The sequence below is a fragment of the Streptomyces sp. NPDC090021 genome (genome assembly GCF_044748225.1).
Taxonomy (GTDB): Bacteria; Actinomycetota; Actinomycetes; order Streptomycetales; family Streptomycetaceae; genus Streptomyces.
In genome coordinates this window covers 28,166-51,930 of the sequence record NZ_JBIVFO010000004.1, presented here as the reverse complement: position 1 = coordinate 51,930, position 23,765 = coordinate 28,166, and the positions used below count along the sequence as shown (strand labels likewise).

Here is a 23,765-nt window from a genome sequence, read left to right as displayed (position 1 = left end):
ACGCGACCGGGTTCCGCACGGCCATCACGGACGATTCCGAGAGGGGACAGTCATGAGTCTCACCCTGCCCGCGCCCGTCACCGATCCGCTGGACGAGGACGGGCGCGCGGGCGGCGCGCCCGCGGCGCCCGCCCCGGACCTGGTCGATTTCGCCGCGCATGCCAACACCCGGCTGAGAGAACGCGATTCCGTCCTGTACGACCTGCTGTCCCGGGAGTCGGCGCGCCAGCGCGACACCCTGATGATGGTCGCGGCGTCGAGCGTCGCGGACCCGTCCGTGCTGGCCTGCGAGGGCAGCGCGCTCGGGAACCTGACCGCCGAGGGGTATCCGGGCAACCGCTACCACGCGGGCTGCGGCATCGCCGACGAGATCGAGCGGCTCGCGATCGAGCGGGCGTGCACGGCCTTCGGGGCGCAGGACGCGATCGTGCAGCCGCACTCCGGGTCCTCCGCGAACCTCGCCGTGATCACGGCGCTGCTGAGCCCCGGCGACTCCCTGCTCGGTCTCGACCTGGACTGCGGCGGCCACCTCACCCACGGCTCCCCCGCCTCGGTGACCGGCCGGTACTACCGCGCCCACGGCTACCGGGTGACGCCCGAGGGGCTGCTCGACTACGACCAGATCCGCGAACTGGCGCTGGAACACCGGCCGAAGCTGATCGTGTGCGGGGCGAGCGCGTACCCCCGCAGCATCGACTTCGCCCGGTTCCGGGAGATCGCCGACGAGGCCAACGCCTACCTGCTGGCCGACATCTCACACATCGCGGGACTGGTCGCGGCCGGCCTCCACCAGAGCCCCGTCGACCACGCCCACGTGACCACCACCAGCACCTACAAGCAGCTCTACGGTCCGCGCGGCGGGCTGATCCTGCTGGGCCGCGAGGCCCGCAGGGCCGGGCCGGAGCGCGGCACCCTCGCCGCGACCCTGCGCCGCGCCGTGTTCCCGTTCACCCAGGGCACCCCCGACCTGGCGTCGGTGGCGGCCAAGGCCCGCGCCCTGGACTTCGTGGCGAGCCCGGACTTCGCGGAGGTCGCCAAGCGGCTGGCCGACGGCGCGCAGGCGATCGCGGAACGGCTCCTGGACCGGGGCTTCCGGCTGGTCACGGGCGGTACGGACACCCACATGGTGCTGCTCGACCTGCGCGGCACCGGCGTGACCGGGGACGTGGCGGAGGAGGCACTGGAGTCCTGCGGGATCGTCGTCAACCGCAACCGCGTCCCCGGGGACACCACCGGGGTACGGGTGACGGGCGGCCTGCGGCTGGGCACCAACACGCTGGCCGCGCGCGGGATGGACCGCAATGTCGCCGCCGAGTGCGCCGACCTGGTCGCGGACGTCCTGACGGCGCTCGCCGCACCCGGCGGCGTGCTGCCGGACGCGCTGCGCGACCGGGTCCGCACCCGGGTCTGCGAGCTGTGCGCCGCCCACCCCCTGCCGGGGTACCTGACGTGACCTTCAGCGGCTTCCCGCCCTCGGCACTGCGCCTGTACGAGGACCTCGCGGCCGACAACAGCAAGGAGGCGTGGCGGCTGCGCCACCGCGAGCGGTACGAGCGCGACGTGCGTGCGCCGATGGACGAGCTGGCCGCTGAACTGGGCACGTTCTTCGAGGACTGGTCCGGGCCGGGCGTAGTGCAGGTGCTCGGCCCGGTCCGGGACACCCGGATGTCCCACGACAAGTCCCCGTACAAGACCTATCAGGGCGCCTACCTCGACCTGCTGCCCTGCCTGGGCCTGTGGGTGCACCTGGACCGGGACGGGCTGTACGCCTCGGGCCGCTGGTACCCGTACGCCGGGGCCGAGGTCACCCGCTACCGTGCCGCCGTCGAGGAGGAGGACGGCGGCACGGAGCTGGCGGCGATCACCGGCCGGCTGGCGGAGCAGGGCTTCGTCCTCGGCGGGGACCGGCTCAAGTCCCGGCCCCGGGGGGTGCCCGCGGACCATCCGCGGCTGGATCTGCTGCGCCACCGCAAGATCGACGCGGGGCGCCGCCAGGGTCCGGCCGCGGGCCTGCACACGGCGCGCGCCGGTGAGTTCGTCCGTCAGACGTGGCTGCTGGTACGGCCGCTGCTGGACTGGATGGCGGCGCGCGAACTGACCCCTAAGCCCCGCGAAGGAGTTGACGACCCGTCATGACCACAGGTGGTTCCGGCATCGCCGATCTGCGCAGCGACACGGTGACCCGGCCGGGTCCCGGGATGCGGGCCGCGATGGCCGGCGCGGAGGTCGGCGACGACCTCTTCGGGGAGGATCCGACCGTACGCGCCCTGGAGGAGCGCCTCGCCGGGCTCTTCGGTTTCACCGGGGCCCTGTTCACGCCGTCCGGGGTGATGGCCAACCAGATCGCGCTGCAGCTCCTCCTCGCGCCGGGCGAGGAGCTGGTGTGCGACGCCGAGGCGCACGTCCTGGCCCACGAGGAGGCCTCCCCGGCCCGCTACGGCGGGATCCAGACGCGTACGGTGGCGGCGGAGCGCGGGGTGCTCACCCCGGAGCTGCTGGCCGGGGTGGTCCGGCGGGGGAACGCGTACACGCTGGGCACGCGCGCGGTGGAGGTGGAGCAGACCCACACCCGGGCCGGCGGTACCGTGCACCCGCTGGGGACGCTGCGCGCGGTGCGCGAGCTGACGTCCGGCGCGGGCGTGGCCGTCCACATGGACGGCGCCCGGATCTGGAACGCGATGGCCGCTACGGGGACGTCGGCGGCCCAGTACGGGGAGACGGCGGATTCGCTGTCCGTGTGCCTGTCGAAGGGGCTGGGCGCGCCGGTCGGTTCCGTGCTCCTGCTGCGGTCCGAACACCTGCCCAGGGCGCGGAAGCTTCGGCACGGCCTGGGCGGCGGCATGCGGCAGTCGGGCATCCTGGCCGCTGCGGGGCTGTACGCCCTGGACCATCATGTGGAGCGGATCGCCGAGGACCACGACCACGCCGGGCTGCTGGCGGCGGGACTGCGGGACGCGGGTTTCCCCGTGCGCCCGCCCGAGACCAATATCGTCCTCGTCGAGGTGCCGGGCGCCGACGAGGTCGTTTCACGGGCAGCGCAGGAAGGAGTGCTGGTGACCGCGCCGGACCCGGACACCGTCCGGCTGGTCACCCATCTGGACGCAGGACACAAGGCGTGTCGGCGCGCCCTGGAGGTGCTGACCGCCGTGATGACCGATGTCGTCGCCGGGGCGCGCAGGAGCGCGCCCGCGGGACGCCTGTAAGAAGCGGAAGAGAGCGAAGTAGCAACATGAGTTTAGAAGTCCGGCCCGCCACGGCGGATCTGTGGGACGACGTCCGGAAGGTGCTCCAGCCGAAGAAGAGCGCGCACACGTGCTGGTGCATGGCGTGGCGGCTGAGCACCGGTGACTACGGGCGGATGACCGCGGAGGAGCGGGGCGAGCACCTGCGCAACCTCACCGAGAAGGCCGATCCGCCCCCCGGGGTGCTCGGGTTCCTGGACGGCGACGTGGCCGGCTGGTGCAACGTGGCTCCGCGCCGCCAGCTCGACCGGCTCACGTCCTCGAAGACGATCACCCCGGTGGACGACGTGCCCGTGTGGTCGGTGACCTGTTTCGTCGTGCGCAGGGAGTTCCGCGGCAAGGGGGTCGCCTCGGGTCTGCTGGAGGGGGCCGTCGAGCACGCGCGGGCGAACGGCGCGCCCGCCGTGGAGGGTTACCCGGTGGACCCCGAGGGCGGCCGGGTGAACCCGACCCTCGCCTATGTCGGCACGATGGACATGTTCGAACGGGCCGGCTTCCGCCGGATCCGGCGGACCGAGGCGAAGAGCGACAAGCGGCACCGTTGGATCATGCGCCGCGACCTGGTCTGACGGCCGGGCCGCCGGTACCCGGGGAAGGGGCTCCCGCAGTGCGGGGGCCCCTTCCTCGTGCGGGCGGGTTCCTCGTGGGGTCGGGTCAGGGGGTGTGCGCCGCGATGTCCCACAGCTGGGTTGGGCGTCCGCAGCGCAGGGCCTCCCACGCCGCACGCCGGTAGCAGCCGGCCACCAGGCCGTCCCGTACCAGGCCGGAGGCGCCGTGCAGGTGCACCGCGTCACGTGTGACGTCGAGGGTGGTCTCCGCTGTGAGGGCGATGAGCCCGGCGGCCTCCCCCGCAGTGAGCCGGCCCTCGTCGAGGTCGCGGGCGGCGTCGCCGACGGCCCAGCGCACGGCGTCGAGCCGGGCCAGGAGTCCGGCCACCCGGAGCCGGGGGCCCTGGTGCTTGACCAGGGCCTGGCCGAACTGCTGCCGGCCGCGGATCCGGGAGACGACGGCGGTCAGGGCGGCCGCGGTGATACCGGCCAGCAGGGACGCCTGGTGGACGGCGGCACGCAGGCCGACGCGGGCGAGGGCCTGCTCGGCGGCGAGCCCCTGCAGCAGCACCGAACCGGCCGGGATCGGTGCCTCGTCGAAGACGGCTCCGGCGACCGCTCCCCCGCCGTGGTCGCGCAGCGGGCGTACGGTGACGCCCTGCGCGGGCAGGTCGACGAGGGCGACGCAGGGGCCGTCGGGACCGTTCGCCAGGACCAGCAGGGCGTCCGGCCCGACACCGGCGGCGAACGGGCCGCCGGTGCCGGTGAGGACGACGCCGGTGCCGTCGCCGTCCGGTTTCCAGGCGATGCCGGGCGGTACGGCGCCGCGCGGATCGGGCAGCCGGCCCGGGACGGCGAGCCGGAGCTCCCCCGCGCGCACCCGGTCCAGCAGGTCGTCGGTGCCCTCGGGAGCGAGGGGGCCGAGGGCGGAGAGCACGTCGAGCGCGAGGAGGGTGTCGGCCAGCGGGACGGGCCGCATCGCGTTGCCGGCCTCCTCGCAGACCATGGCCAGGACGGCCTGGCCGAGGTCGAGGCCCTCCTTCTCGATGGGCAGGGCGAACTCCCAGGCGCCGACCTGGGTCAGCGCCTCCCAGACGCCGGCGGGGGTGTCCCCGTCGACCTCCAGCCCCTGCCGGACGGTGAGCCGGAGCTGCCGGAAGAGCGAGTCCTCGTCCTCCCTCTCCCGCCACCGTTCGGGCGCCTCGCCGGCCGCTCCCCGCGTACCGCTCCCGTTGACCGCCTGGGTCGTCATGGCCGTACCTCCGCCCCTGAGTCGAGACGCAGCCGGGCCAGCGTCTCCAGCATCATTTCGGCGGTGCCGCCGGATATCCGCATCCCCGGGGCTTCACGCATCGCCGAATCCAGTGGGTGTGCCACCCCGTCGACCTCCGGGTCGTCGAGGGTCATGCTCGTGTCGCCGTCGAGTTCGGCGGCCCACCAGGCCACCTCCGCGGCGAGTTCGGTGGTGTACCACTTCGCGGCGGCGGCCTCGTCCTCGTTGAGCTCGCCCCGGTCGAGGCGGGTGAGGACGCGGCGGACCAGGGTGCCTGCCGCGAGCAGCCGGGCGTTCAGCTTGGCCAGGCCGATCTGGTCGTGCTGGCCGGCCTCCAGCCGGTCGGTGTGGGCCTCCAGCCGTTCGACGGCGGCCCGGTACCAGCGCAGTGCCTTGACGTAGTAGTCGAGGCCGGTGCGTTCGAAGGCCAGGGTCTTGACGACGATCGCCCAGCCCTGTCCGATCGTGCCGACGACGTCGTCGGCGGTGACCGCCGCGCCGTCGAGGGCGACCTCGTGGAAGGCGTCGTCGCCGATGCCGGGGATCTGCCGGATCGTGACGCCGGGCTGTGCCAGGGGCACGAGGAAGAGGCTGAAGGCGTCGTCCTCGCCGCGGGCCAGGCACAGGCCGTAGTCCGCGAAGCGGGCGAAGAGCGAGTGGACCTTGGTGCCGTAGAGCTTGTAGCCGCCCTTGCCGTCGGAGACGGCGCGGGTGGAGAGGATGTTCAGGTCGGAGCCGGCCTGCGGTTCGCTGAAGAGCACACAGCCGAAGGAGGTGCCGGCGGCGAAGCCGGGCAGGTGGCGTGCCTTCATCTGCGGGCTCGCGACGTTGAGCAGGGTGGAGCCGACGATCTGCACGGTGAGGGTGTGCAGCAGGTCGGGGACGTCGTGCATGGCGAGTTCCTCGACCAGCACGGCGGCCGCGACCTGGCTGACGCCGCGGCCTCCGTACTCCTCGGGCCACTGGGGCGCGAGCAGGCCCCGCTCGCCCAGGGCCCGGTGGATCGGCCGGGGGTCGCGGGTGCGCCGGGCCTCGGCGACGGGGGCGGACACCAGGATGTCGTGGATGTCCTCGCGCAGGGCCCGCATGGGGGTGCGGGGCACGTCGGCCCCGCTCCGTACGAGCCCGCAGTCCGCGGGCGCGCGGTAGAACTCGGTGGTGAGCACGGGCAACTCCCTAGGCGGGTCTGGTGGGTCCGGGTGGGTCCGGTGGGGATCGGGGCGGGGGCCGGGGCGCGCACGGCCCCGGCCCCCGCTCAGTGCCGGGCGGTGACGAGCGGGGACCCGGGCGCGGCGACGGCCCGGTCCAGCACCTCCTCGATCCCGGTGAGCAGGCCCCGCACGTCCTCGGGCGTGGCCGCGTGCCGGTTGTACTCGGCGGTGCCGCCGATCTCGCCGTCCCGCTCCACCAGGCCCACGCAGGCCAGGGCGGCGGCCGGGTCGGGGCTGTAGAGCTCCAGGTGGCGGGCGGGCGGACCGGGCAGCTGGCCGACCTCGATGCCGGGCAGGTCCAGTGGTACGGCCGGGTAGTTGTGGAGGGCGAACAGGACGTTGTACGGCGGCGGTGTGCCGTCGCCGAACAGCACGTCCACGGGCAGCCGCTGGTGGGCCAGGGCGTCGGCCACCGCGGTGCGGGTGCGGTGCAGGAGCTCGCGGAAGACCGGCCCGCCGACGAGGTCGAGCCGGATCGGCACGACGGTGGTGTACTGCCCGACGGCTCCTTCCAGCGGTGCGGCGAACCGGCCCGCGGCCGGGGTGCCGATCACCACGGAGGTACGGCCGTCCCTGCGGGCGAGGACCACGGCGAGCGCGGCGAGCAGGGTCATGAAGGGGGTGGCCCCCTCGGCCGCGCCCAGCTCCAGGCCGGCGTCGACGGGGCCGCGGGCGAGCCGTACGGGCAGGTGTCCGCGCTCGAAACCGCCGGGAGCCCGGGGTGCGGGCGGGTCGGCCGCGAACACCGCCCGGCGGCGGGCGAGTTCGGCGGTGCCGTCCGGTCCGGCGAGCCAGCGGTGCTGCCAGTCGGCGTAGTCGGGGAACTGGAGTTCGGGCGGGGGGAGGGCCCCGGGGCCCTCGCGGTAGCCGGCGGCGAGGTCCGCGAGGAAGACCCCGGAGGACCAGCCGTCGAAGACCGCGAGATGGGAGGCGAGGATCAGGACGTGCTCGTCGGGGGCGGTCCGCAGCAGCCGGAACGCGCTGGTGCGGCCGCTGTCCAGGTCCAGGACGGTGGAGGCGCTCTCCTTGACCTGCAGGGCGGTCCGCTCGGCCGCGGCCTGCGGGGTGAAGCCGGTCAGGTCGGCCCGGGTGAGCCGCAGGACCGGTTCCTCGTCCACGTGCAGCCGGGGCTGGTCCGCGGTGGAGCGGACCAGCCGGGTGCGCAGGGCCTCGTGCCGGCGCAGCACCCCGGTGAGGGCCCGGTCGAGCCGCCGCGGGTCGAGGGGGCCGGTCAGCCGGAGCGCGTGCGAGCCGGTGGCGACGGCCGGGTGGGTGCGTTCCCGGCGCCACAGCCGGGTCTGCAGGGCGGTCGGGGGGACCGGCCCCGCGCCGGAGCGCGGGGCCGGGTGTGCGGGTACGGGCCGGCGGGCGGCCAGCATCAGGCGGGCGAGCTCGCGCTTTCCCTCGGGGAGCGCGGCGAGCACCCCCTCCAGCCCGGCCGGACCGGCCATCAGGGTCCCTCCGGCTGCTGGAGGGAGCCGAGGAGGGCGGCGGCCTCTTCGTCGCTCATGTTCTCGATCTGTTCGAAGACCGCGAGCAGCCGGTCCTGTTCGCCGGCGGCCTCGGCCTTCGCGGCACGGACCAGTTCGGCGAGGCCCGCGACGGTCGGACGGCCGAAGAAGTCGGCGAGGGCGATGTCGATGCCGAACAGGGCCCGGACCCGGGAGACCACGATGGTGGCCTGCAGGGAGCTGCCGCCCAGGGCGAAGAAGTCCCCCTCCACGTCCGGGTTCTGCCATTCCAGGAGCGGGGTGAGGATGTCGCGGCAGATCTGCTCCTCGACGGCGTCGCGCGGCGGGGTCCCGCCCTGGGCCGACTGCTCGGTGGGCAGGGGCAGGGCGGCGGTGTCGACCTTGCCGTGCGGGGTCAGCGGCAGCTCGTCCAGGACGACGACGACCGGGACCATGTAGCCGGGGAGCCGGACGGCCGTGTAGGCGCGCAGGCCCTCGGCGTCGGCGACCTCGGAGGCGTAGGAGCCGACCTGCTCGACCGTGACGTAGGCGGCCAGCATCCGCTCGCCGCCCGCGGCGGGCTGGGCCACCACCACGGCCTGCTGCACGGAGGGGTGCCCGGTGAGCACGGCCTCGACCTCGCCGGGCTCGATGCGGTGGCCGCGGACCTTGAGCTGGCGGTCGGTGCGGCCGAGGAAGTCGAGGTTCCCGCCGGGCAGCCAGCGGACGAGGTCACCGGTGCGGTAGAGGCGTGCGGTCTCGGGGCCGTCGGCGTAGGGGTTGTCCGCGAAGCGTTCGGTGGTGAGGTCGGGGCGGCCCAGGTAGCCGCGGGCCACACCGGGGCCGGCCACGCACAGTTCGCCGGGGACGCCGGGCGGGACCGGGCGCAGCCGCTCGTCGAGCACGAAGGCCTGGTGGCCCGGCATGGGGCGGCCGATGGGCGGGTTGCGGTCGTAGCTGCCGGTGCAGTCCATCAGGGTCACGGCGACGGTGGCCTCGGTCGGACCGTAGCCGTTGACGAAGCGGCGCTCCCCCGCCGTCCATTCGGCGACGAGCCGGCCGGGGAAGGCCTCGCCGCCCACCGAGACCAGGCGCAGGTCGGGCAGGGCCGCCTGGTCGAGCAGCGGCAGGAGCGCGGGCGGGAGTTCGGCGACGGTCACCGCGTCCTCGCGCATCCGGGCCTGGAGCAGGGCGGGGTCGCGGCGTTCGTCGTCGGTGGCGATGACGAGCGAGCCGCCCGCGAGCAGGGTGGTGAAGATCTCGAAGACGGAGACGTCGAAGGTGAGGGGCGCGAACTGCAGGACCCGGTCCTCGGCCTTGATCTCGTAGGCCTTGGCGATGGTGCGGGAGAAGTGGGTGACCGAGCGGTGCTCGATCATGACCCCCTTCGGGGTTCCGCTGCTGCCGGAGGTGTAGAGCACGTAGGCCAGGTCGGCGGGGGTGGAGCTGAGGGCGAGGGAGGGGACCTCGCGGACGGGGGCCGCGGTCCCGGTGTTCACGAGTTCCAGCGGTACGGGCAGGTGCGCGCTCTCGTCGACGAGGGCGTGGCGGACCCCGGCGTCGGCCAGGACGGTACGGGTGCGCTCGGCCGGGGCGGCCGGGTCGACCGGGATGTAGTGGGCGCCCGCTTTGAGGACGCCGAGGACGCCGGCGACGGCGGCCGGGCCGCGGGCCACGCACACGGCGACCGGGTCACCGTGTCCGACACCGCGGTCGCGCAGCCGGTGGGCGATGGCCTCGGACCAGCGGTCGAGCGCCGCGTAGTCGAGCCGCGTGGCGCCGTACCGGACGGCGACGGCGTCGGGGTGGATGGTGGCGCGCTCACGGAAGGCACGGTCGAGGGTGGTGGTCCAGGCCGCCTCGTCGACGGGGCCGCCGCGGGACAGCTCGCGGGCGTGCCGGGAGGCGGCGGGCTCCTCGACCAGGCTGATGTCCGCGACCTTGAGGTCGGGGTTCTCGGCGACCTGCTCCAGGACCTGCCGGAAGGCGCCGAGGAGCGCGCTGGCCGTGCCGTGCCGGTAGAGGGAGGTGTTGTATTCGAGGGAGAGTTCCAGGCCGTCGTTCTCGCCGACGAGGAAACTCATGTCGAACTTGGCCGCTCCGTCGTGCAGCTGGTCCATCGTGAACTCGACGTCCGCGGCCTGCGCGCGGTGGGTGCCCCAGCGGCCGAGGGAGGTGAACTCGATCTGGAAGAGCGGGTGGCGCAGCGGGTCGCGGACCGGCCGGACGGCCTCCACGACCTGCTCGAAGGGCAGTTCGCTGCTGGTGAAGGAGTCCATCACGGAGGCGGCGGTGCGGGTGACGAGCTCGCGGAAGGTCAGCCCGTCGGTGACCTCGGTCCGCAGGGTGATCATCTGGACGAAGCAACCGATGACCTGTTCCAGGTCGGGATGCGGGCGGGAGGCACTGGCCGTGCCGACGACGACGTCCTCGGTGCGGGTCCAGTGGCGCAGCAGTGCGTTGAAGGCGGCCAGCAGGGTGGTGAACACGGTGGTGCTGCTGGCGTCGGCCAGCTCGGTGAGCCGGTCCAGCAGCTTCTGGTCGAGGGTCAGTTTCAGGCCGCGGCCGTCGCCCTTGGTCTCGGGACCGCGCGGGTGGTCGGGCATGACCTCGGTGGCGACGGCGCCCGCGAGGATCTGGCGCCATTTGGCGGCGAGGGCCCGGCCGTGCTCGTCGTTCTCCAGCTTGGCCCGCTGCCAGGCCGCGAAGTCGGCGTACTCGACGGCGAGTCTCGGCGCCTCGGGGCGCCTGCCCGCGGCGGCCGCGGCGTAGCTGCTGGTCAGTTCCTCGGTGAAGATCCGGGTCGAGCCGGGGTCCCAGGCGATGTGGTGGACGACCCAGAGCAGGACGTGCCGGTTCTCGGCGAGGCGCACGAGGTGGGCGCGGACGGGCGGGGCGGCGGCCAGGTCGAAGGGGGCGGCGGCGGTGGCCGCGGTGAGCTCGGCGAGTTCACGGTCGGCGTCCTCGCTGCCCGACAGGTCGGTGCTCTGGACGCCGAGCACGAAGGAGGGGACGGGCTCCTGCCAGGGGACCCCGTCGATCTCGACGAGTTTGCTGTGCAGCACCTGGTGGCGGGAGACGACGGCGTTGAGGGCCTCGTGCAGTGCGGCCCGGTCCAGGGGGCCGCCCAGGGCTATGGAAAGGGCTATGTTGTTGCGGGCCTTGCCGGCGCCGAGCTTGTCGACGAACCACATCTGCTCCTGCTGGAAGGAGGAGCGGGAGCGCGGTCCGTGGTCGGCGCGCTTGAGCTCGATGCGGCGGCCCACGCCGGCCGTCATCTGGTTGCGCATCCTGCCCAGCAGCCGGGAGCGCTGTCCCTGGGGCAGGCGGCCGAGCCGTTCGGCGAGATCAGACATGGTTTCCTCCGTTGCGGTGCAGGTCTGCGAGCAGGGCGGCGAGCCGGTCGGGCAGGTGCTTGGCGAAGTAGTGGCGGCCACCGGGGATCACGGCGAGCGACACGTCGGCGGCGTACCGGCCCCAGGCGCGGTAGCCCTCCTCGTAGCCCTCGGTGGCGTCGTCGGCGTCGCCGATGATGCAGGTGAGCGGGGTGGTCAGGGGCTGTTCGTAGCCGCCGGGGGTACGGGCGAAGAAGCGGGCGGCCTCGGTCATGTCGTGCCGGACCATCCGCAGGACGGCGGTGAGGTCGCGGTCGTCGAGGACGCCGTCGAAGCCGTCCATGGTGGTCAGGTAGGCGACGAGGTCGTCGTCACCGGAGACGCGCTCCATCTCCAGGGCGTACTCCGGGTCCTCCTCGGGGAGGGCGGCGGCGAGGTCCAGGGCGATCGGCCGCTGTCCCATGCGTTCGAGGACGTGGGTGGTCTCCAGGGCGGTGACGACTCCGGCGCAGTGGCCGTAGACCGCGTACGGGCCCCGCACGGTGCGGGCGATCTCCTGGGCGGCGAGTTCCGCGAAGTCCGGGACCGGCAGCATCGGGCCGGGGCGCAGCGGGTCGTGTCCGGGCGGGGAGACTGCCAGGAGCTCGATGTGCGGCGGGAGCTGGGCCGCGAGGGGCTGGTAGGCGATGGCGTCGCCGCCGCCGTGCGGGAAGCAGACCAGGGTCAGGGCCGTGGTCCCGGCGGGGCGTTCGGGGGTGAGCCGGTGCAGCAGGCGGTGCGCCTGTGTCCCGCTGCCGCCGAGTTCGGCGCTGCGGGCGGCGAGGCCGGCCGGGGTCGGGTTGCTGAAGAGGTCGACGACGCGCAGGGCGGCGGCCCCGCCCTCCGGCAGGGCGGCGGCGACGGCGCGGACGGCGCGCACGGCGGCGAAGGAGTCCCCGCCGAGGGCGAAGAAGTCGGCGTCGGGGGCCACTTCGGCCACGCCGAGCACCTCGGCCCAGACGGCGGCGATCCGCAGGGCGACGGGGTCGCCGCCGGCCGGTGCGACGGCGGCGGGCCGGTCCGGGGCCGGGACGGCGGGGCGCGGGTCGGGCAGGGCACCCCGGTCCACCTTGCCGTTGGGGCTGAGCGGCAGCCGCTCCAGCAGCACCAGTTCCGCGGGGACGCAGTGCGGGGGCAGGACCGCGCCGAGCGCGGTCCGCAGGGCGGCGGCGTCGAGGTCGGCGCCGTCCTCGGCGACGACGTAGCCGACCAGGCGGTCGGAGCCGGCGGCGGTCCGGCGGGCGGCGACGACGGCCTCGCGGACGCCGGGGCGGCCCTGCAGCGCGCTCTCCACCTCGCCCGGTTCGATGCGGAGCCCGTTGAGCTTGATCCGGAAGTCGGTGCGGCCGAGGAGTTCGATGGTGCCGTCCGTGCCGTAGCGGGCCAGGTCGCCGGTGCGGTAGAGGCGTTCGGTGCGGCCGGGCTCCAGCTCGACGTGGACGAACTTCTCCTCGGTGAGCTCGGGCCGGTTCAGGTAGCCGCGGGCCAGTCCGACGCCGCCGAGGTGGAGTTCGCCGGGTACGCCGACGGGTACGAGGCGGTCGTGCGGGTCGAGGATGTAGGTGCGCTGGTTGGCCATGGGGCGCCCGTACGGGAGCTTCGTCCACTGCGGGTCGACCCGGCCGACCCGGTGCTCCACCGAGTGGATGGACGCCTCGGTGGCCCCGCCGAGGGCCGCGAAGGACAGCTCCGGCGCGAAGGCGCGGATCCGGTCGGGCTGGGTGACGGGGATCCAGTCGCCGCCGAGGAACGCGGTGCGCAGCTTCGGCAGTCGCGGGCCGCCGGCGTGTTCGAGCTGGTCGACGAGGAGGCCGAGGAGCGCGGGGGCGGAGTTCCAGACGGTGACGCCGTGCCGTTCGACGAGGTCGGCCCAGTGTGCGGGGTCCTTGGCGGCGGCGGGGTCGGGGAGGACGAGCGTGCCGCCCGCGGCGAGGATGCCGAGGGTTTCGTAGACGCTCATGTCGAAGCTGGGCGAGGACAACGCAAGGACGGAGTCCCCGGGTCCGATGCCGTAGGAGCGGTTGAGATCGAGCAGGTTGTTGACGACGCCGCGGTGTTCCAGGGCGATGCCCTTGGGGGTGCCGGTGGAGCCCGAGGTGAAGATGACGTAGGCGAGGTCCCGGGCGGTGACGGGGACGTCGGGCCGGGTCGCGGGCAGGTCGGCGAGCGCGGCACGGTCGGTGTCCAGGAGCACCCGGGCGGTGCCGGCGGGCACGGGCAGCCGGCCGACGAGTTCGGCGTCGGAGACGACGATGGGCGGCGCGGCGTCCTTCAGCAGCAGGGCGAGACGTTCGGCGGGGTAGTCCGGGTCGAGGGGTACGTAGGCCCCGCCCGCCTTGAGGACGGCGAGGATGGCGGTGACCAGTCCGGGGCCGCGGCGCAGGCACAGGGCCACGGTCCGGTCGGGGCCGGCCCCGGCCTCGACGAGCCGGTGGGCGAGCCGGTTGGCGCGCTCCTCCAGTTCCCGGTAGGTGACGCTCCAGCCGCCGAGTCCGCCGAGGACCACGGCGGGGGCGTCGGGCCGGCGGTCGGCGTGCTGCTCGAAGAGGTGGTGCAGGCAGGCGTCCTGGGGGAAGGGGGCGCGGGTGGCGTTCCAGTCGTCCAGGGCGGTGCGGCGCTCGGCGTCGGTGAGCAGCGGCAGCGCGGACAGCGGGGTGTCGGGGCGGTCGACGGCGCCTTCGAGGGTGGTGAGGAAGTGGCCGAGGAGCCGGTCCACGGTCGAGGCGTCGAACAGGTCCGTGGGGTACTCGACGAGGGCGCGGACCGCGGTGCCGGTGTCGTGGACGCTGATCATGAGGTCGTACTTCGTGGCGTGCGAGGAGAAGTCGATGGGCTCGGTGGCCAGGCCCGCGAGGCCGGGTGCGGTGTCCGGGGTCTCGTCAAGGAGGAACATCACGGAGGTGAGCGGCGGCCGGCTCGGGTCCCGGGGCAGGCCGAGCGTGTCGACGATGAGGTCGAAGGGCAGTTCCTGGTGCGCGTACGCCTGGAGGGTGGTGTGCCGGGTGGCGCGGACCAGTTCGGCGAAGCCGGGGTCGCCGCCGGTTCTGATGCGCAGCGGCAGGGTGTTGACGAAGAAGCCGATGAGTTCGCTGAAGGCCGGGTGGTCGCGGCCGGAGACGGAGGTGCCGACGACGATGTCCTCCTGGCCGGTCCAGCGGCGCAGGGTGGCGGCGAAGCCGGCCAGCATCGTCATGTAGAGGGTGGCGCCCTCGGACTTCCCGAACTCCCTGAGCCGGGTGATGAGCCGGGGCGGGAGGTCGATGTAGCGGGAGGCTCCGGCGTGCCCGAAGACGGGGGGCCGGGGCCGGTCGGTGGGCAGGTCCACGGGCGCCGCTCCGCCGAGCTCCTCCCGCCAGAAGGAGGTGAGCCCGTCCAGCCGGTCGCCGCTGACGCGGCGGCGCTGCCAGGTCGCGAAGTCGGCGTACTGCAGGGCGAGCGGGGCGTTCGGCTCGGCGGGGGCCCCGGTGCGGGCGGCGTAGGCGCGCTCCAGTTCGGTGTAGAGGATCCGCATCGACCAGCCGTCGGTGACGATGTGGTGGAGGTTGAGGACGAGGACATGGTCCTCGGCCCCGAGGCGGCCGAGCCGGGCCCGCAGCGGGACGGCGCCGGCCAGGTCGAAGGGGGCGCCCGCGTCCGCGTCGTAGAACGGCCGGACGGCTTCCTCGTCGGGCAGTTCGGTCACCGGCAGGGGCAGCCGGAAGCCGTCCACCACCCGGGGCAGGGCCTCGGAGGCGCCCTCCTGGTAGGTGTAGACGGTGCGCAGGACCTCGTGGCGGTCCACGATGTCCTGGAGTGCCGCGTGCAGGGCGGGGACGTCGAGCGGGCCGCGGATGCGGGTGGCCACCGGCACGTTGTAGGCGGGGCTGCCGGGCTGGAGCTGGTCGATGAACCACAGCCGGCGCTGTGCGAAGGAGAGCACCGGCGGGTCCGCGGGGTCACGGGGTGCCGGCTCGGGGTCCTCCCGTACGGCGGCGCGCCCGCCGGCGCGGCCCGTCAGGGCCTGGAACAGTGCCCTGCGGGACTTCGGCAGTGCGGCTATGCGTTCGGCGAGGGACTCGCTCACCTTGAGCCTCCGTGCGTCTTCGGGAGAGGGAGTACGGCAGGGCGCGCCGCGGGAGCGCGGCGCGGGCGTGCGGGGTACGGGCGTGCGGGTGCGGGTGCGGGTGCGGCGTGGGTGCGGGGTACGGGCGTGCCCGTGCGGGTGCGGGTGCGGGTGCGGCGTGGGTGCGGGCGTGGGTGCGGGTGTCGGGTGCGGGCGTGCCGTGCGAGCGTGCCCGTGGGGGCGTGGGTACGGGCGTAGGTGCGGGTGCGGGTGTGCCCGTGCGGGTGCGGGTGTGCCCGTGCCGGAGTGGGTGCGGGTGTCGGGAGCGGGTGCCGCTCGGTGGGCACCCGCTCCCGTGGGACTCGACCGTCAGGCGGTGATCCTGGCCTCGTCCGAGGCCGGAGATCCCTCCTCGGCGGTGTCGTCGCCGCCCGGCATTTCCTTGATCTTGGCGACCGGTCCGGTGAGGAGGGTCAGACCGCCGATGATGGTGACGGCACCCGCCACCGCGAGGCCGCCGGTCAGGCCGATCGCCTCGCCGAGCGCGCCGCCGGCGAAGTAGCCGAGGGACAGGGCGCCGTACACCGCGGAGAGCGCGGTGCCGCTGACGCGGCCCATCTGCTCGTTCGGGGTGACACCCTGCACGAGGCTGAGGACGTGGATGTCGAACATCGGGGAGACGAAGCCGATGACCGCCTGGACCACGATCAGTCCGACGAAGCCGCCGACCGCGCCGCCCGTCGGCACCAGGATGTAGCCGGCGCCGAGCACGACCGCGGTGATGACGAGGAGACGGCCGACCGAGAGGCTCTTGGAGACGACCTCGGAGAGCACCGCGCCGACGATGACGAAGACCGACATGACGGCAAAGGCCGCACCGACCTGGCCGGGGCTGAGGTTCAGCACCTTGTAGGCGTAGACGATGAGGATGGCGTCGCCCATCGCGGCACCGAGGTTGACCACGACGTTGGCGGTGAACAGGCCGCGCAGGACCGGGTTGCCGAAGAGGGTCTTCATGCCCTCCTTCATCTCCGCCTTCGCGGAGGCCTTCCGCTCCTCGGTCCGCTCGCGCACGTCCCGGTGGCGGATGACCAGCAGGGCGATGAGCGAGATGAGGAAGGTGAACGCGTCGGCGGTGATGGCGCGTGCGGCGCCGAGCAGCTGGATGAGCGCGCCACCGGCGCCCGCGCCGACCGCCTCGGCGACACTGCGGCTGATCTGGAGCTTGGTATTGCCCTCGATGAGGTTCTCGGTGCCGATGAGCTGGGGCAGCCAGGACTGGTACGAGACCTCGAAGAAGGTCGTGAGGCAGCCGGTGATACCGGCCACGATGAAGATGTGCGTCATGGTGACGGAGTCGAGCGCGAACGCCAGCGGAATCGTGGCCAGGGCCAGGAAACGGCCCAGGTCGGCGACGATCATGACGGTGCGCCTGGAGACCCGGTCGGCCACCAGCCCGGCGATCGGGGCGAGCAGCAGGAAGGGGAGGAAGCGCAGCGCGCCCAGCACGCCGACCTCCAAGGCTCCACCGTCCAGCACCACGACCGCGAGGGTCGGTAGTGCCAGAAGGGAGATCTTGTCGCCGAAGTTGCTGACGGTCTGCCCGAACCACAGGCGATTGAAATCGGAATGCCGACCGAGTGCCATGTCGACGCCCTTTTCTGATTGGGTACGGAATTGTCGGACGGCACTGACGGTATGGACCCCGGGTTGGGCCCCGGTTATGAATTCCGGGACTATAGACCGCTTGTAGACATGCGATGAACTCAGGTGGAGAAGCGTGCGATGTCGGCGCTCTCGCGGTCGATCCCGGCGGTCACGGCGGGGCTCAGGGGCCCGGTCCCGGGGAAGGGTTCGACCTTGACCGGCGCCCCGCGGCGGCCGCCCGACCAGGTGCCGACGGCCAGGCCGTCGACCACCACGGTGGCGCGGATCTGCCCGCCGCCCGGCCACACCCGCCGTTCGTGCTCGGCGGGCACCGACAGGTCCCGGCTGCGGTAGCCGACCAGGTAGTTGTCGTAGGCCGGCAGCAGTCGTACGTCGGGTTCCCCGGCGGCGGCCGGGCCCTCGGGAGGGGTCTCCCGGACGGCGGCCCAGGCGTTCTTCCCCGTCGTGGTCTTCAGCCCCGACCAGTGGACGAAGTCCAGGGCGTCGGAGGGTCCGTGGGCCGCGCGGTAGCGTCGCGCGAGCTCCCGTACGGCGGCTTCCCCGGTGTACGGCAGGGGTCCGGTGGCGGGCAGCCAGTCGTCGAGGAGGACGAAGGTGGCGTCACCGTCCCGCTGCGGGCCGTGGCAGATGCGGCCGGCCAGGGCCGCGCGGCGGATGAGGTGGAAGGCGGACTGCCCCTTCGGCTCCACGCCGAGGGTGGTGAGCCGGTCGGTGAGCTGGGCGCGCGTCAGCGGGCCCTCCGCGGCGATCGCGTCGGCGATGAGCCGCTCCGAGCGCGTGCACAGGGCCTCGTCCAGGCCCAGTTCGCGCAGGCGCCGGGCGGCGAGCGCGAGGTAGAGGGGGCCGAAGAGGGCGAGCAGCCAGCGGGCGTCGGCGGCGGGCACCAGCTGGAGGGTACCGCGCATGAACCAGCCGCGAACGGCGGTGCGTTCGGTGTCGGTGGCCCGGCGCACCGCCTCCTGTGTCAGCCCGCGGGCCCGCACCCGCAGCCCGAGCTCCGCCGCGGGCAGGTCCTGGGCCTGGACGGCCAGCACCCGGCCCAGGACGGCGGCGACGGAGTCCTCCCGGACCCCGTCCCCGATCGCCTGTGCGCGCGCCCTGAGCAGCCGTTCGGTCATACGTCGTTCCACGTGATCCAGTCTTTCAGCCGAGCAGCCGCAGCCGCATCTCCTCGCGGGCCGCCACGCATCCGACGGCCTCCGCGCCGCCCCAGTCCAGCAGCCGCCAGCCGTGCCAGCGCGGCGGCTCCTGCCCGTACACGGGAAGGTCGAGGCGGGTCGGCTCGTCGAGCGTGCCCGCCCCGACCTTGACCAGGGACTCCTTTCGTACCCACTGGCGCAGGAAGGCGCGCCGGGGGTGGGTGTCCGACCGCAGGGCGGCCAGTTCCTTCTCCGTGCAGACGGACGAAGCCGTCCGCCAGTCCAGGGGGGCGTCGTCGGCGGCCTCCACGTCCACGCCGACCGGGCCGTCGGCCGCGGCGGCCGCGACCCAGCCCCGGGTATGCGCGAGGCTGACACCGGTGCCGGGTGCCTCGGCCAGCCGCGGCCTGCCGTGCGGCCGGTCGCAGGAGCCGCAGCTCTGAACCACGGTGAGGCTCTGCGCCGGGCGGCCCAGGAGCCGCCCGGCGCAGAGCCGGACCAGTGCGTGCGCGGCCAGGAAGTCCTCCCGGTCGCCGGCCGACCGGAGGGCGCCGGCGCGGTCCAGTTCGGTACGGGTCAGCAGCTCCCGTACGTCCCCTGCCGCGGCCAGCACCGCTCCGGTCGGCCCGGCCAGTGCGAGACCGGCCATCAGCGCCTGCGGCGCAGCACCGCGTAGTAGCCGGGCAGCAGCAGGGCGCCGGAGTCCGACTGGGGGTCGATGGCGTGCAGTTCTATCGCCTCGTCCTCGACGATCTCCCAGCCGTCCGCGCCGAACGCCTCGGCCAGCTCGGGCCGGGTGAAGCGGTGTGAGTGCCGGACGCCGGCCGCCTCCAGCGGGCCGACCAGGTCCTCGGCGCGGCCCCGCTTGCCGCCGACGAAGCCGAGGTAGCCGAAGGAGTTGCTGGAGTAGTCGGGCTCGTGCACGATCAGCGTGCCCTCGTCCCCCAGCAGCCGGTCGGCGACCGCGGCGAGCCGGGCCCGGGCCTCGGTGTCCAGGACGTGGAAGACGCCGCGGACGAAGATGTTGTAGGGCCCCTCCCCCAGAACCGCGGCCTGCTCGGCGTCGGTCATATCGATCGCCAGGTAGTCGACGTTCGCCACGCCCTCCGCCTCGCGCTTGGCGTGGTCGATGGCGCTGACGGACACGTCGACGCCGATGACCGACGGGTAGTGCGGGGCGAGTTCGCGGCTGTAGCGGCCGTTGCCGCAGCCGAGGTCGATGAGTGGCAGGTCGGCGCGGAAGTGGCGCCGCGCCTGGTCGAGGAGCCACTGGAACTCCTCGCCGCTGTCGGCGTCCCAGATGACGTCACCGCCGCGGCCGGTGCGCCGGATGCCCGCCCAGTAACGCTCCCAGGCGTCGCCGGTATCGCGCTCCCCGGCCCTGGCGGCGTCCGCGCCCGCCTCGCCGGGCGGCGGGGAGTACCGCTCCCAGACCTCGTCCTCGCCGAGGGCCTCCAGCAGGGCGGTGAACTCGTCGAACATGGCGTCGATGAGCCCGTCGGGGTAGACGGCGGGCAGGAAGTCCCAGTTGAAGGTGAGTCCTTCCGGCTTCTCGAAGACCTGGAAGTCGAGGGAGACCTGGGGGGTCTGGGAGATCCCGTAGACCGGGGCGCCCAGTTCGGTCTCCTCGTACTGCGGCGGGTGGCCGGCGAGGCTGGTCATCACCACGGGCATGGCCGGGGCGAGGGAGCCGCGCAGCTTGGTCAGCTCGCGCAGGACCTGCACCCCGCTGAAATAGCGGTGCTCCAGGTCCGCCCACAGGCGGCGCTGGACGGCCTGCGCACGTCCGGCGAAGGTGGAGTCCTGCTGTTCGACGGCGAGCAGCAGGGTCGTGGTGGTGTCCGCGAGCAGGGCGTTGACCTGCGGGTGCAGCGGGAGCCGGTTGAAGAGCGGGAAGTTGATGGTGAAGCGGGCCTGTCCGGAGGCCTTGCCGAGGATCTCGGCGTAGGCGGCGGCCAGCACCCCGGAGGGGGTCACCTCGCGGGCGTGCGCCCGCTCCTGGATCCGGGCCCACTGCTGCGGGGAGACGACGTGGCTGCGCCGTTCGAACCGGACCGGCAGCTCGGGGGCGTCGGCCGGGCGCTCGGGCAGCGCGGGGGCGGGCGGAAGGGTGGCGAGGCGGTCGCGCCAGTACCACTCGGAGCGCCGGTAGATCTCGCTGTCGCGCAGCGAGTTGCCGACGGCGAGCACGTAGTCGCGGAAGGTCAGCTCCAGCGGGGCGAGTTCGGCGTCCGGTTCCACGTAGTAGGTGACCAGGTCGGGGATGAGGACCTGGAAGTAGCTCCAGGCGTCGGCGACGAGGAAGTCCAGCGAGAGGTGGATCCGGGCCCGGCCGCCGCCGAGGAGGCTGATCCGCACGTCGAACAGCGGCCAGGCGTCGGCGTCGAGCACCTGGTGGGACAGCCGTTCACGCAGGGCGGCCAGTTCGGCCGCGCGGGTCTCCTCGTCGAGGCCGCCGAAGTCGGTGACGGGGATCTCGTAGTCCGGGATCTCCTCGAAGACCTGCTGGGTGCCGTCGGGCAGGACGCGGGTGCGCAGGGCGTCGTGGCGTTCGACGAGCCGGCGCCAGGCGCCCTCGAAGCGCGGGACGTCGAGCTTCTCGCTCTCCCACTCGAAGTAGCCGTGGCAGCCGACGTTGCCGAGTTCGACGAGGCCGCCGCGGCCGATCCACAGCGCCTGCTGGCTCTCGGTCAGCGGGAAGGGCTCGAAGCGCGCGGCCGGGTCGGGGACGATCGCCGGGAGGCCGCCGAAGGAGCCGCGGCCGCCGGCGCGTTCGGTGGTGACCAGGGTGGCGAGCTCGGCGACGGTGGGGCAGGTGGACAGGTCGGAGAGGCTCAGCTCGACGCCGTAGCGGCGGCGGATCTCGTCGATGAGCTGGAAGGCCAGCAGCGAATGCCCGCCCAGTTCGAAGAAGTTGTCGTGGATGCCGACGCCGTCGGTGCGGAAGGCGTCGGCCCACAGCCGGCTCAGGCCGTCCTCGACCTCGTTGCGCGGCGCCTCGTAGCCGGCGCCGACGCCGTCGCGGCCCTCGGGGGGCTCGGGCAGGCTGCGGCGGTCGACCTTGCCGTTGGGCAGCCGCGGGAGGGCGGGCAGCACGACGACGGAGGCGGGGACCATGTAGTAGGGCAGGGTACGGGCGACCTCGGCGCGGACCGTGGCCGAGTCGGGTTCGGCCCCGTCGGCCGGGGACACGTAGGCGATGAGGCGCTTGTCGCCGGGGCCGCGCTCCTGGGTGACGACGACGGCCTCGGCGACGCCGTCGAGGCGCGCGATGTGCGTCTCGACCTCGCCGAGCTCGACGCGGAAGCCGCGGATCTTGACCTGGGAGTCGGAACGGCCGAGGAGCTCGACGGCGCCGTCCTCGCGGCGGCGGGCGAGGTCGCCGGTGTCGTAGAGCACCGGGTGCGGGTCGTCGGGCAGGAAGTTGGGGAGGAACCTGGCGGCGGTCAGCTCGGGACGGCCGTGGTAGCCGGCCGCGACGCCGGCCCCGGAGACGTGCAGCCGGCCGACCTCGCCCTCGGGGACCGGGCGGCCGTCCTCGTCCAGGAGGTGGACGCGCAGGTTGGCGATGGGCACGCCGACCGGGACCTGGCGGGTGGCCCGGACCTCGTCGGAGGTGGCCTGGCTGGTGAAGTCGGTGCCGGCGCCGAGGTCGAGGCAGGACAGTACGTTGGTGGTCTCGGTGGTGCCGTACGTCATCACCACGCGGAAGGGGGTGTCGACGGGCGGCCAGCTGTGCACGCGCTCGGCCGTGGTCACCAGGATCCGCAGCGCCGTGTCCGCCGGCCACCGGAGCCCCCATGCGGGCTCGGCCAGCGCGGCCACCAGCATGGTGTGGGTGATCCCCTCGCCGACCAGCCAGTCGCGGATCTGCTCGGGGGTCTGCGCCTGCCCCGCCTCGGGGATGTGGATCGCGGCGCCGGCCGGCAGGTAGGCGAGCCACTCCATGATCTGGACGGCGAACCCGGGGGTGGACATCCAGGAGGCGCGGTCGCCGGGCCGGACCCCGTAGGCGCGCGTGGTCCAGTGGACCAGGTTGGTGAGCGCGCCGTGCCGCTCCAGGACGGCCTTCGGGGTGCCGGTGGAGCCGGAGGTGTAGATGAGGTGGCTGACGGTGTCGGGGCCGGTCACGGACGCGGGGGCGGTGTCCGGCAGGCCCTGTCCGGCGGTGGCGACCTCGGCCCGCGGGACGTCCTCGGGTATCCGGCGGGCGAGTTCGGCCGGGGTGAGCACCAGCAGCGGGTCCGCGTCGCCGATCATCGCGGCGAGCCGGTCGTCGGGGTTGACCGGGTCGAGGGCGACGATCGCCGCGCCCGTCTTGAGGATCGCCAGGGAGCCGAGGACGTACTCGGCGCTGCGCGGGTAGCAGAGCCCGATCCGGGTGCCGGGCGCGGCGCCGCGGGCGATCAGCGCGTGCGCCAGGCGGTTGGTGGCGGCCTCCAGTTCGGCATAGGTCCAGGTGCGGTCGCCCTGTGCGAGGGCGGTGGCCGTCGGGGTGCGGGCGGCCTGTCCGGCGAGGAGCTCGGGGTACCCGCTCGCGGGGAACGCGGCGTCCGAACGGTTGAAGTCGACGAGTGCGGTGGTCACAGTACGGGCCCTTTCTTACTTCGCGAAGGCTCGGCTGCGCAGCAGCCGCACGGGGAGACTGTTGATCCCCCAGGTGAAGTTGGACGAGTTGAAGGTGGCGGGGCCGGTCAGTTCGAACCCGTCCAGTACGGCGAGCATCTCGGTGAGCAGGGCGCCGAGTTCGAAGCGGGCGAGGCGGGCGCCGAGGCAGAGGTGGCGGCCGTGGCCGAAGGCGACGTGCCGGTTGGGGCGGCGGTCGACCCGGAAGGAGTGCGGGTCGGCGAAGACCTCCTCGTCCCGGTTGGCCGAGACGTTCCACAGGGTGACGCGGGCGCCGGCGGCGATGGGCGTCCCGGCGATCTCGGTGTCGTGGGCGGCGGTGCGCAGGGCGTGCACCCCGGGTGTGGTCCACCGCAGGATCTCCTCGACCGCGGGGGCGATGCCGTCGGGGCCGAGGCCGCGCAGCAGCCGCCACTGGTCGGGGTGTTCGGCGAACATGTGGACCGCGCCGGCCGCCGAGTAGCGGGTGGTCTCGTTGGCGCCGGACAGGACCCCGTTGAGGTTGAAGACGATCTCGTGGTCGCTGAGCGGCCGTTCGGTGCCGTCGCCCTCGTCCACGAGGGTGTCGTGGGCGATCTGGCTGACCAGGTCCTCGCCGGGGCGGACCCGGCGCTCGGCGAGCAGCTCGATGAAGTAGAGGAAGATCTCCGAGTGGGCGTTGCTGCGCACCGCCTCGTCCGGGGAGTCGAAGGCGTCGGTGGTCAGGGCGCCGATCCAGGCCCAGTCGGCGCGCGGGATGCCGAGGACGGCGCACACCACCCGGTTGGGCAGTTGTTTGGCCAGGTCGATGAAGTCCAGTTCGTCGGCTTCGGCGGCCTCGGTGACCAGGTCGGCGACGACCTGCTCTACGAGGGCTTCCAGGCGGGGCATCTGCTGGGGGCCGAAGGCCTGGCCCAGGGCCCGCTTGAGACGGGTGTGGTGCGGGACGTCGGAGACGATGAGCATGCGCTGGGCGACGGCGGCGACGGCCGCCGGGTCGCTGCCCAGCCGCATCCCGCGGCCCGACACGAAGGTGTCGCTGTCGGCGTACACCTTCATGATGTCGCGGTGCCGGCTCAGCGCCCAGAAGCCGCCGTCGTCGCTGCCCGGCTCGGGGTGCCAGTGGACCGGTGAGTTGGCGCGCAGCCAGGTGAACGTCGGCCAGAAGTCGTTGCGGCCGAAGGGGCCCGGGTCGAGCAGGTCGATCTCCAT

General features: G+C 73.8%; 14 protein-coding genes. 4 read left to right on the top strand and 10 right to left on the bottom strand.

From position 1 onward, the window contains the following. Positions 1-52: 52 nt before the first annotated feature. The 4 genes from glyA to ACIPXC_RS03830 are packed head-to-tail and all read left to right on the top strand — an operon-like array spanning position 53 to position 3,811. Positions 53-1,453: a serine hydroxymethyltransferase gene (glyA, locus tag ACIPXC_RS03845; RefSeq protein ID WP_401613212.1), complete on the top strand. Its 1,401-nt coding sequence runs from the start codon at positions 53-55 to the stop codon at positions 1,451-1,453. Next, on the top strand, positions 1,450-2,136 hold the full coding sequence (locus ACIPXC_RS03840) for a DUF2461 domain-containing protein (protein ID WP_401613210.1): 687 nt from the start codon (positions 1,450-1,452) through the stop codon (positions 2,134-2,136). Before glyA ends, ACIPXC_RS03840 begins: the two co-directional genes overlap by 4 nt. Further along, complete coding sequence (locus tag ACIPXC_RS03835; protein ID WP_401613209.1) at positions 2,133-3,203, top strand: threonine aldolase family protein; 1,071 nt, start codon at positions 2,133-2,135, stop codon at positions 3,201-3,203. The genes ACIPXC_RS03840 and ACIPXC_RS03835 overlap by 4 nt, the downstream gene beginning before the upstream one ends. Before the next feature lie 26 nt (positions 3,204-3,229). Next, a complete protein-coding gene (locus ACIPXC_RS03830; RefSeq protein ID WP_401613207.1) occupies positions 3,230-3,811 on the top strand; it encodes a GNAT family N-acetyltransferase in 582 nt (193 codons plus the stop codon). An 85-nt stretch (positions 3,812-3,896) separates the two neighbouring features. On the opposite strand, the gene ACIPXC_RS03825 is transcribed toward ACIPXC_RS03830, so the two are convergent. The 10 genes from ACIPXC_RS03825 to ACIPXC_RS03780 form a co-directional block, all read right to left on the bottom strand. Beyond that, positions 3,897-5,042, bottom strand: coding sequence for an acyl-CoA dehydrogenase family protein (locus tag ACIPXC_RS03825; RefSeq protein WP_401613205.1), 1,146 nt, complete (start codon positions 5,040-5,042; stop codon positions 3,897-3,899). Further along, a complete protein-coding gene (locus tag ACIPXC_RS03820) occupies positions 5,039-6,229 on the bottom strand; it encodes an acyl-CoA dehydrogenase family protein (RefSeq protein ID WP_401613203.1) in 1,191 nt (396 codons plus the stop codon). The genes ACIPXC_RS03825 and ACIPXC_RS03820 overlap by 4 nt, the downstream gene beginning before the upstream one ends. A gap of 89 nt (positions 6,230-6,318) precedes the next feature. Continuing rightward, positions 6,319-7,725: a condensation domain-containing protein gene (locus ACIPXC_RS03815; protein ID WP_401613201.1), complete on the bottom strand. Its 1,407-nt coding sequence runs from the start codon at positions 7,723-7,725 to the stop codon at positions 6,319-6,321. Beyond that, positions 7,725-11,081: an amino acid adenylation domain-containing protein gene (locus ACIPXC_RS03810; RefSeq protein ID WP_401613199.1), complete on the bottom strand. Its 3,357-nt coding sequence runs from the start codon at positions 11,079-11,081 to the stop codon at positions 7,725-7,727. The genes ACIPXC_RS03815 and ACIPXC_RS03810 overlap by 1 nt, the downstream gene beginning before the upstream one ends. After that, entirely contained in the window at positions 11,074-15,162 is a 4,089-nt protein-coding gene (locus tag ACIPXC_RS03805) for an amino acid adenylation domain-containing protein (RefSeq protein WP_401613197.1), read from the bottom strand. The genes ACIPXC_RS03810 and ACIPXC_RS03805 overlap by 8 nt, the downstream gene beginning before the upstream one ends. Before the next feature lie 348 nt (positions 15,163-15,510). Continuing rightward, the gene (locus tag ACIPXC_RS03800; protein ID WP_401613195.1) at positions 15,511-16,788 is read right to left on the bottom strand and encodes an MFS transporter; all 1,278 of its coding nucleotides are present in this window, start codon (positions 16,786-16,788) and stop codon (positions 15,511-15,513) included. Between the two features lie 119 nt (positions 16,789-16,907). Further along, a complete protein-coding gene (locus tag ACIPXC_RS03795) occupies positions 16,908-17,939 on the bottom strand; it encodes a winged helix DNA-binding domain-containing protein (protein WP_401613193.1) in 1,032 nt (343 codons plus the stop codon). Between the two features lie 13 nt (positions 17,940-17,952). Then, positions 17,953-18,597, bottom strand: coding sequence for a 4'-phosphopantetheinyl transferase family protein (locus ACIPXC_RS03790; RefSeq protein ID WP_401613191.1), 645 nt, complete (start codon positions 18,595-18,597; stop codon positions 17,953-17,955). Beyond that, positions 18,597-22,535 carry an amino acid adenylation domain-containing protein gene (locus ACIPXC_RS03785; protein WP_401613189.1) on the bottom strand — a complete coding sequence of 1,313 codons (3,939 nt, stop codon included), beginning with the start codon at positions 22,533-22,535 and terminating at the stop codon, positions 18,597-18,599. The genes ACIPXC_RS03790 and ACIPXC_RS03785 overlap by 1 nt, the downstream gene beginning before the upstream one ends. 15 nt (positions 22,536-22,550) lie before the next feature. Next, a complete protein-coding gene (locus tag ACIPXC_RS03780) occupies positions 22,551-23,765 on the bottom strand; it encodes a cytochrome P450 (protein WP_401613187.1) in 1,215 nt (404 codons plus the stop codon).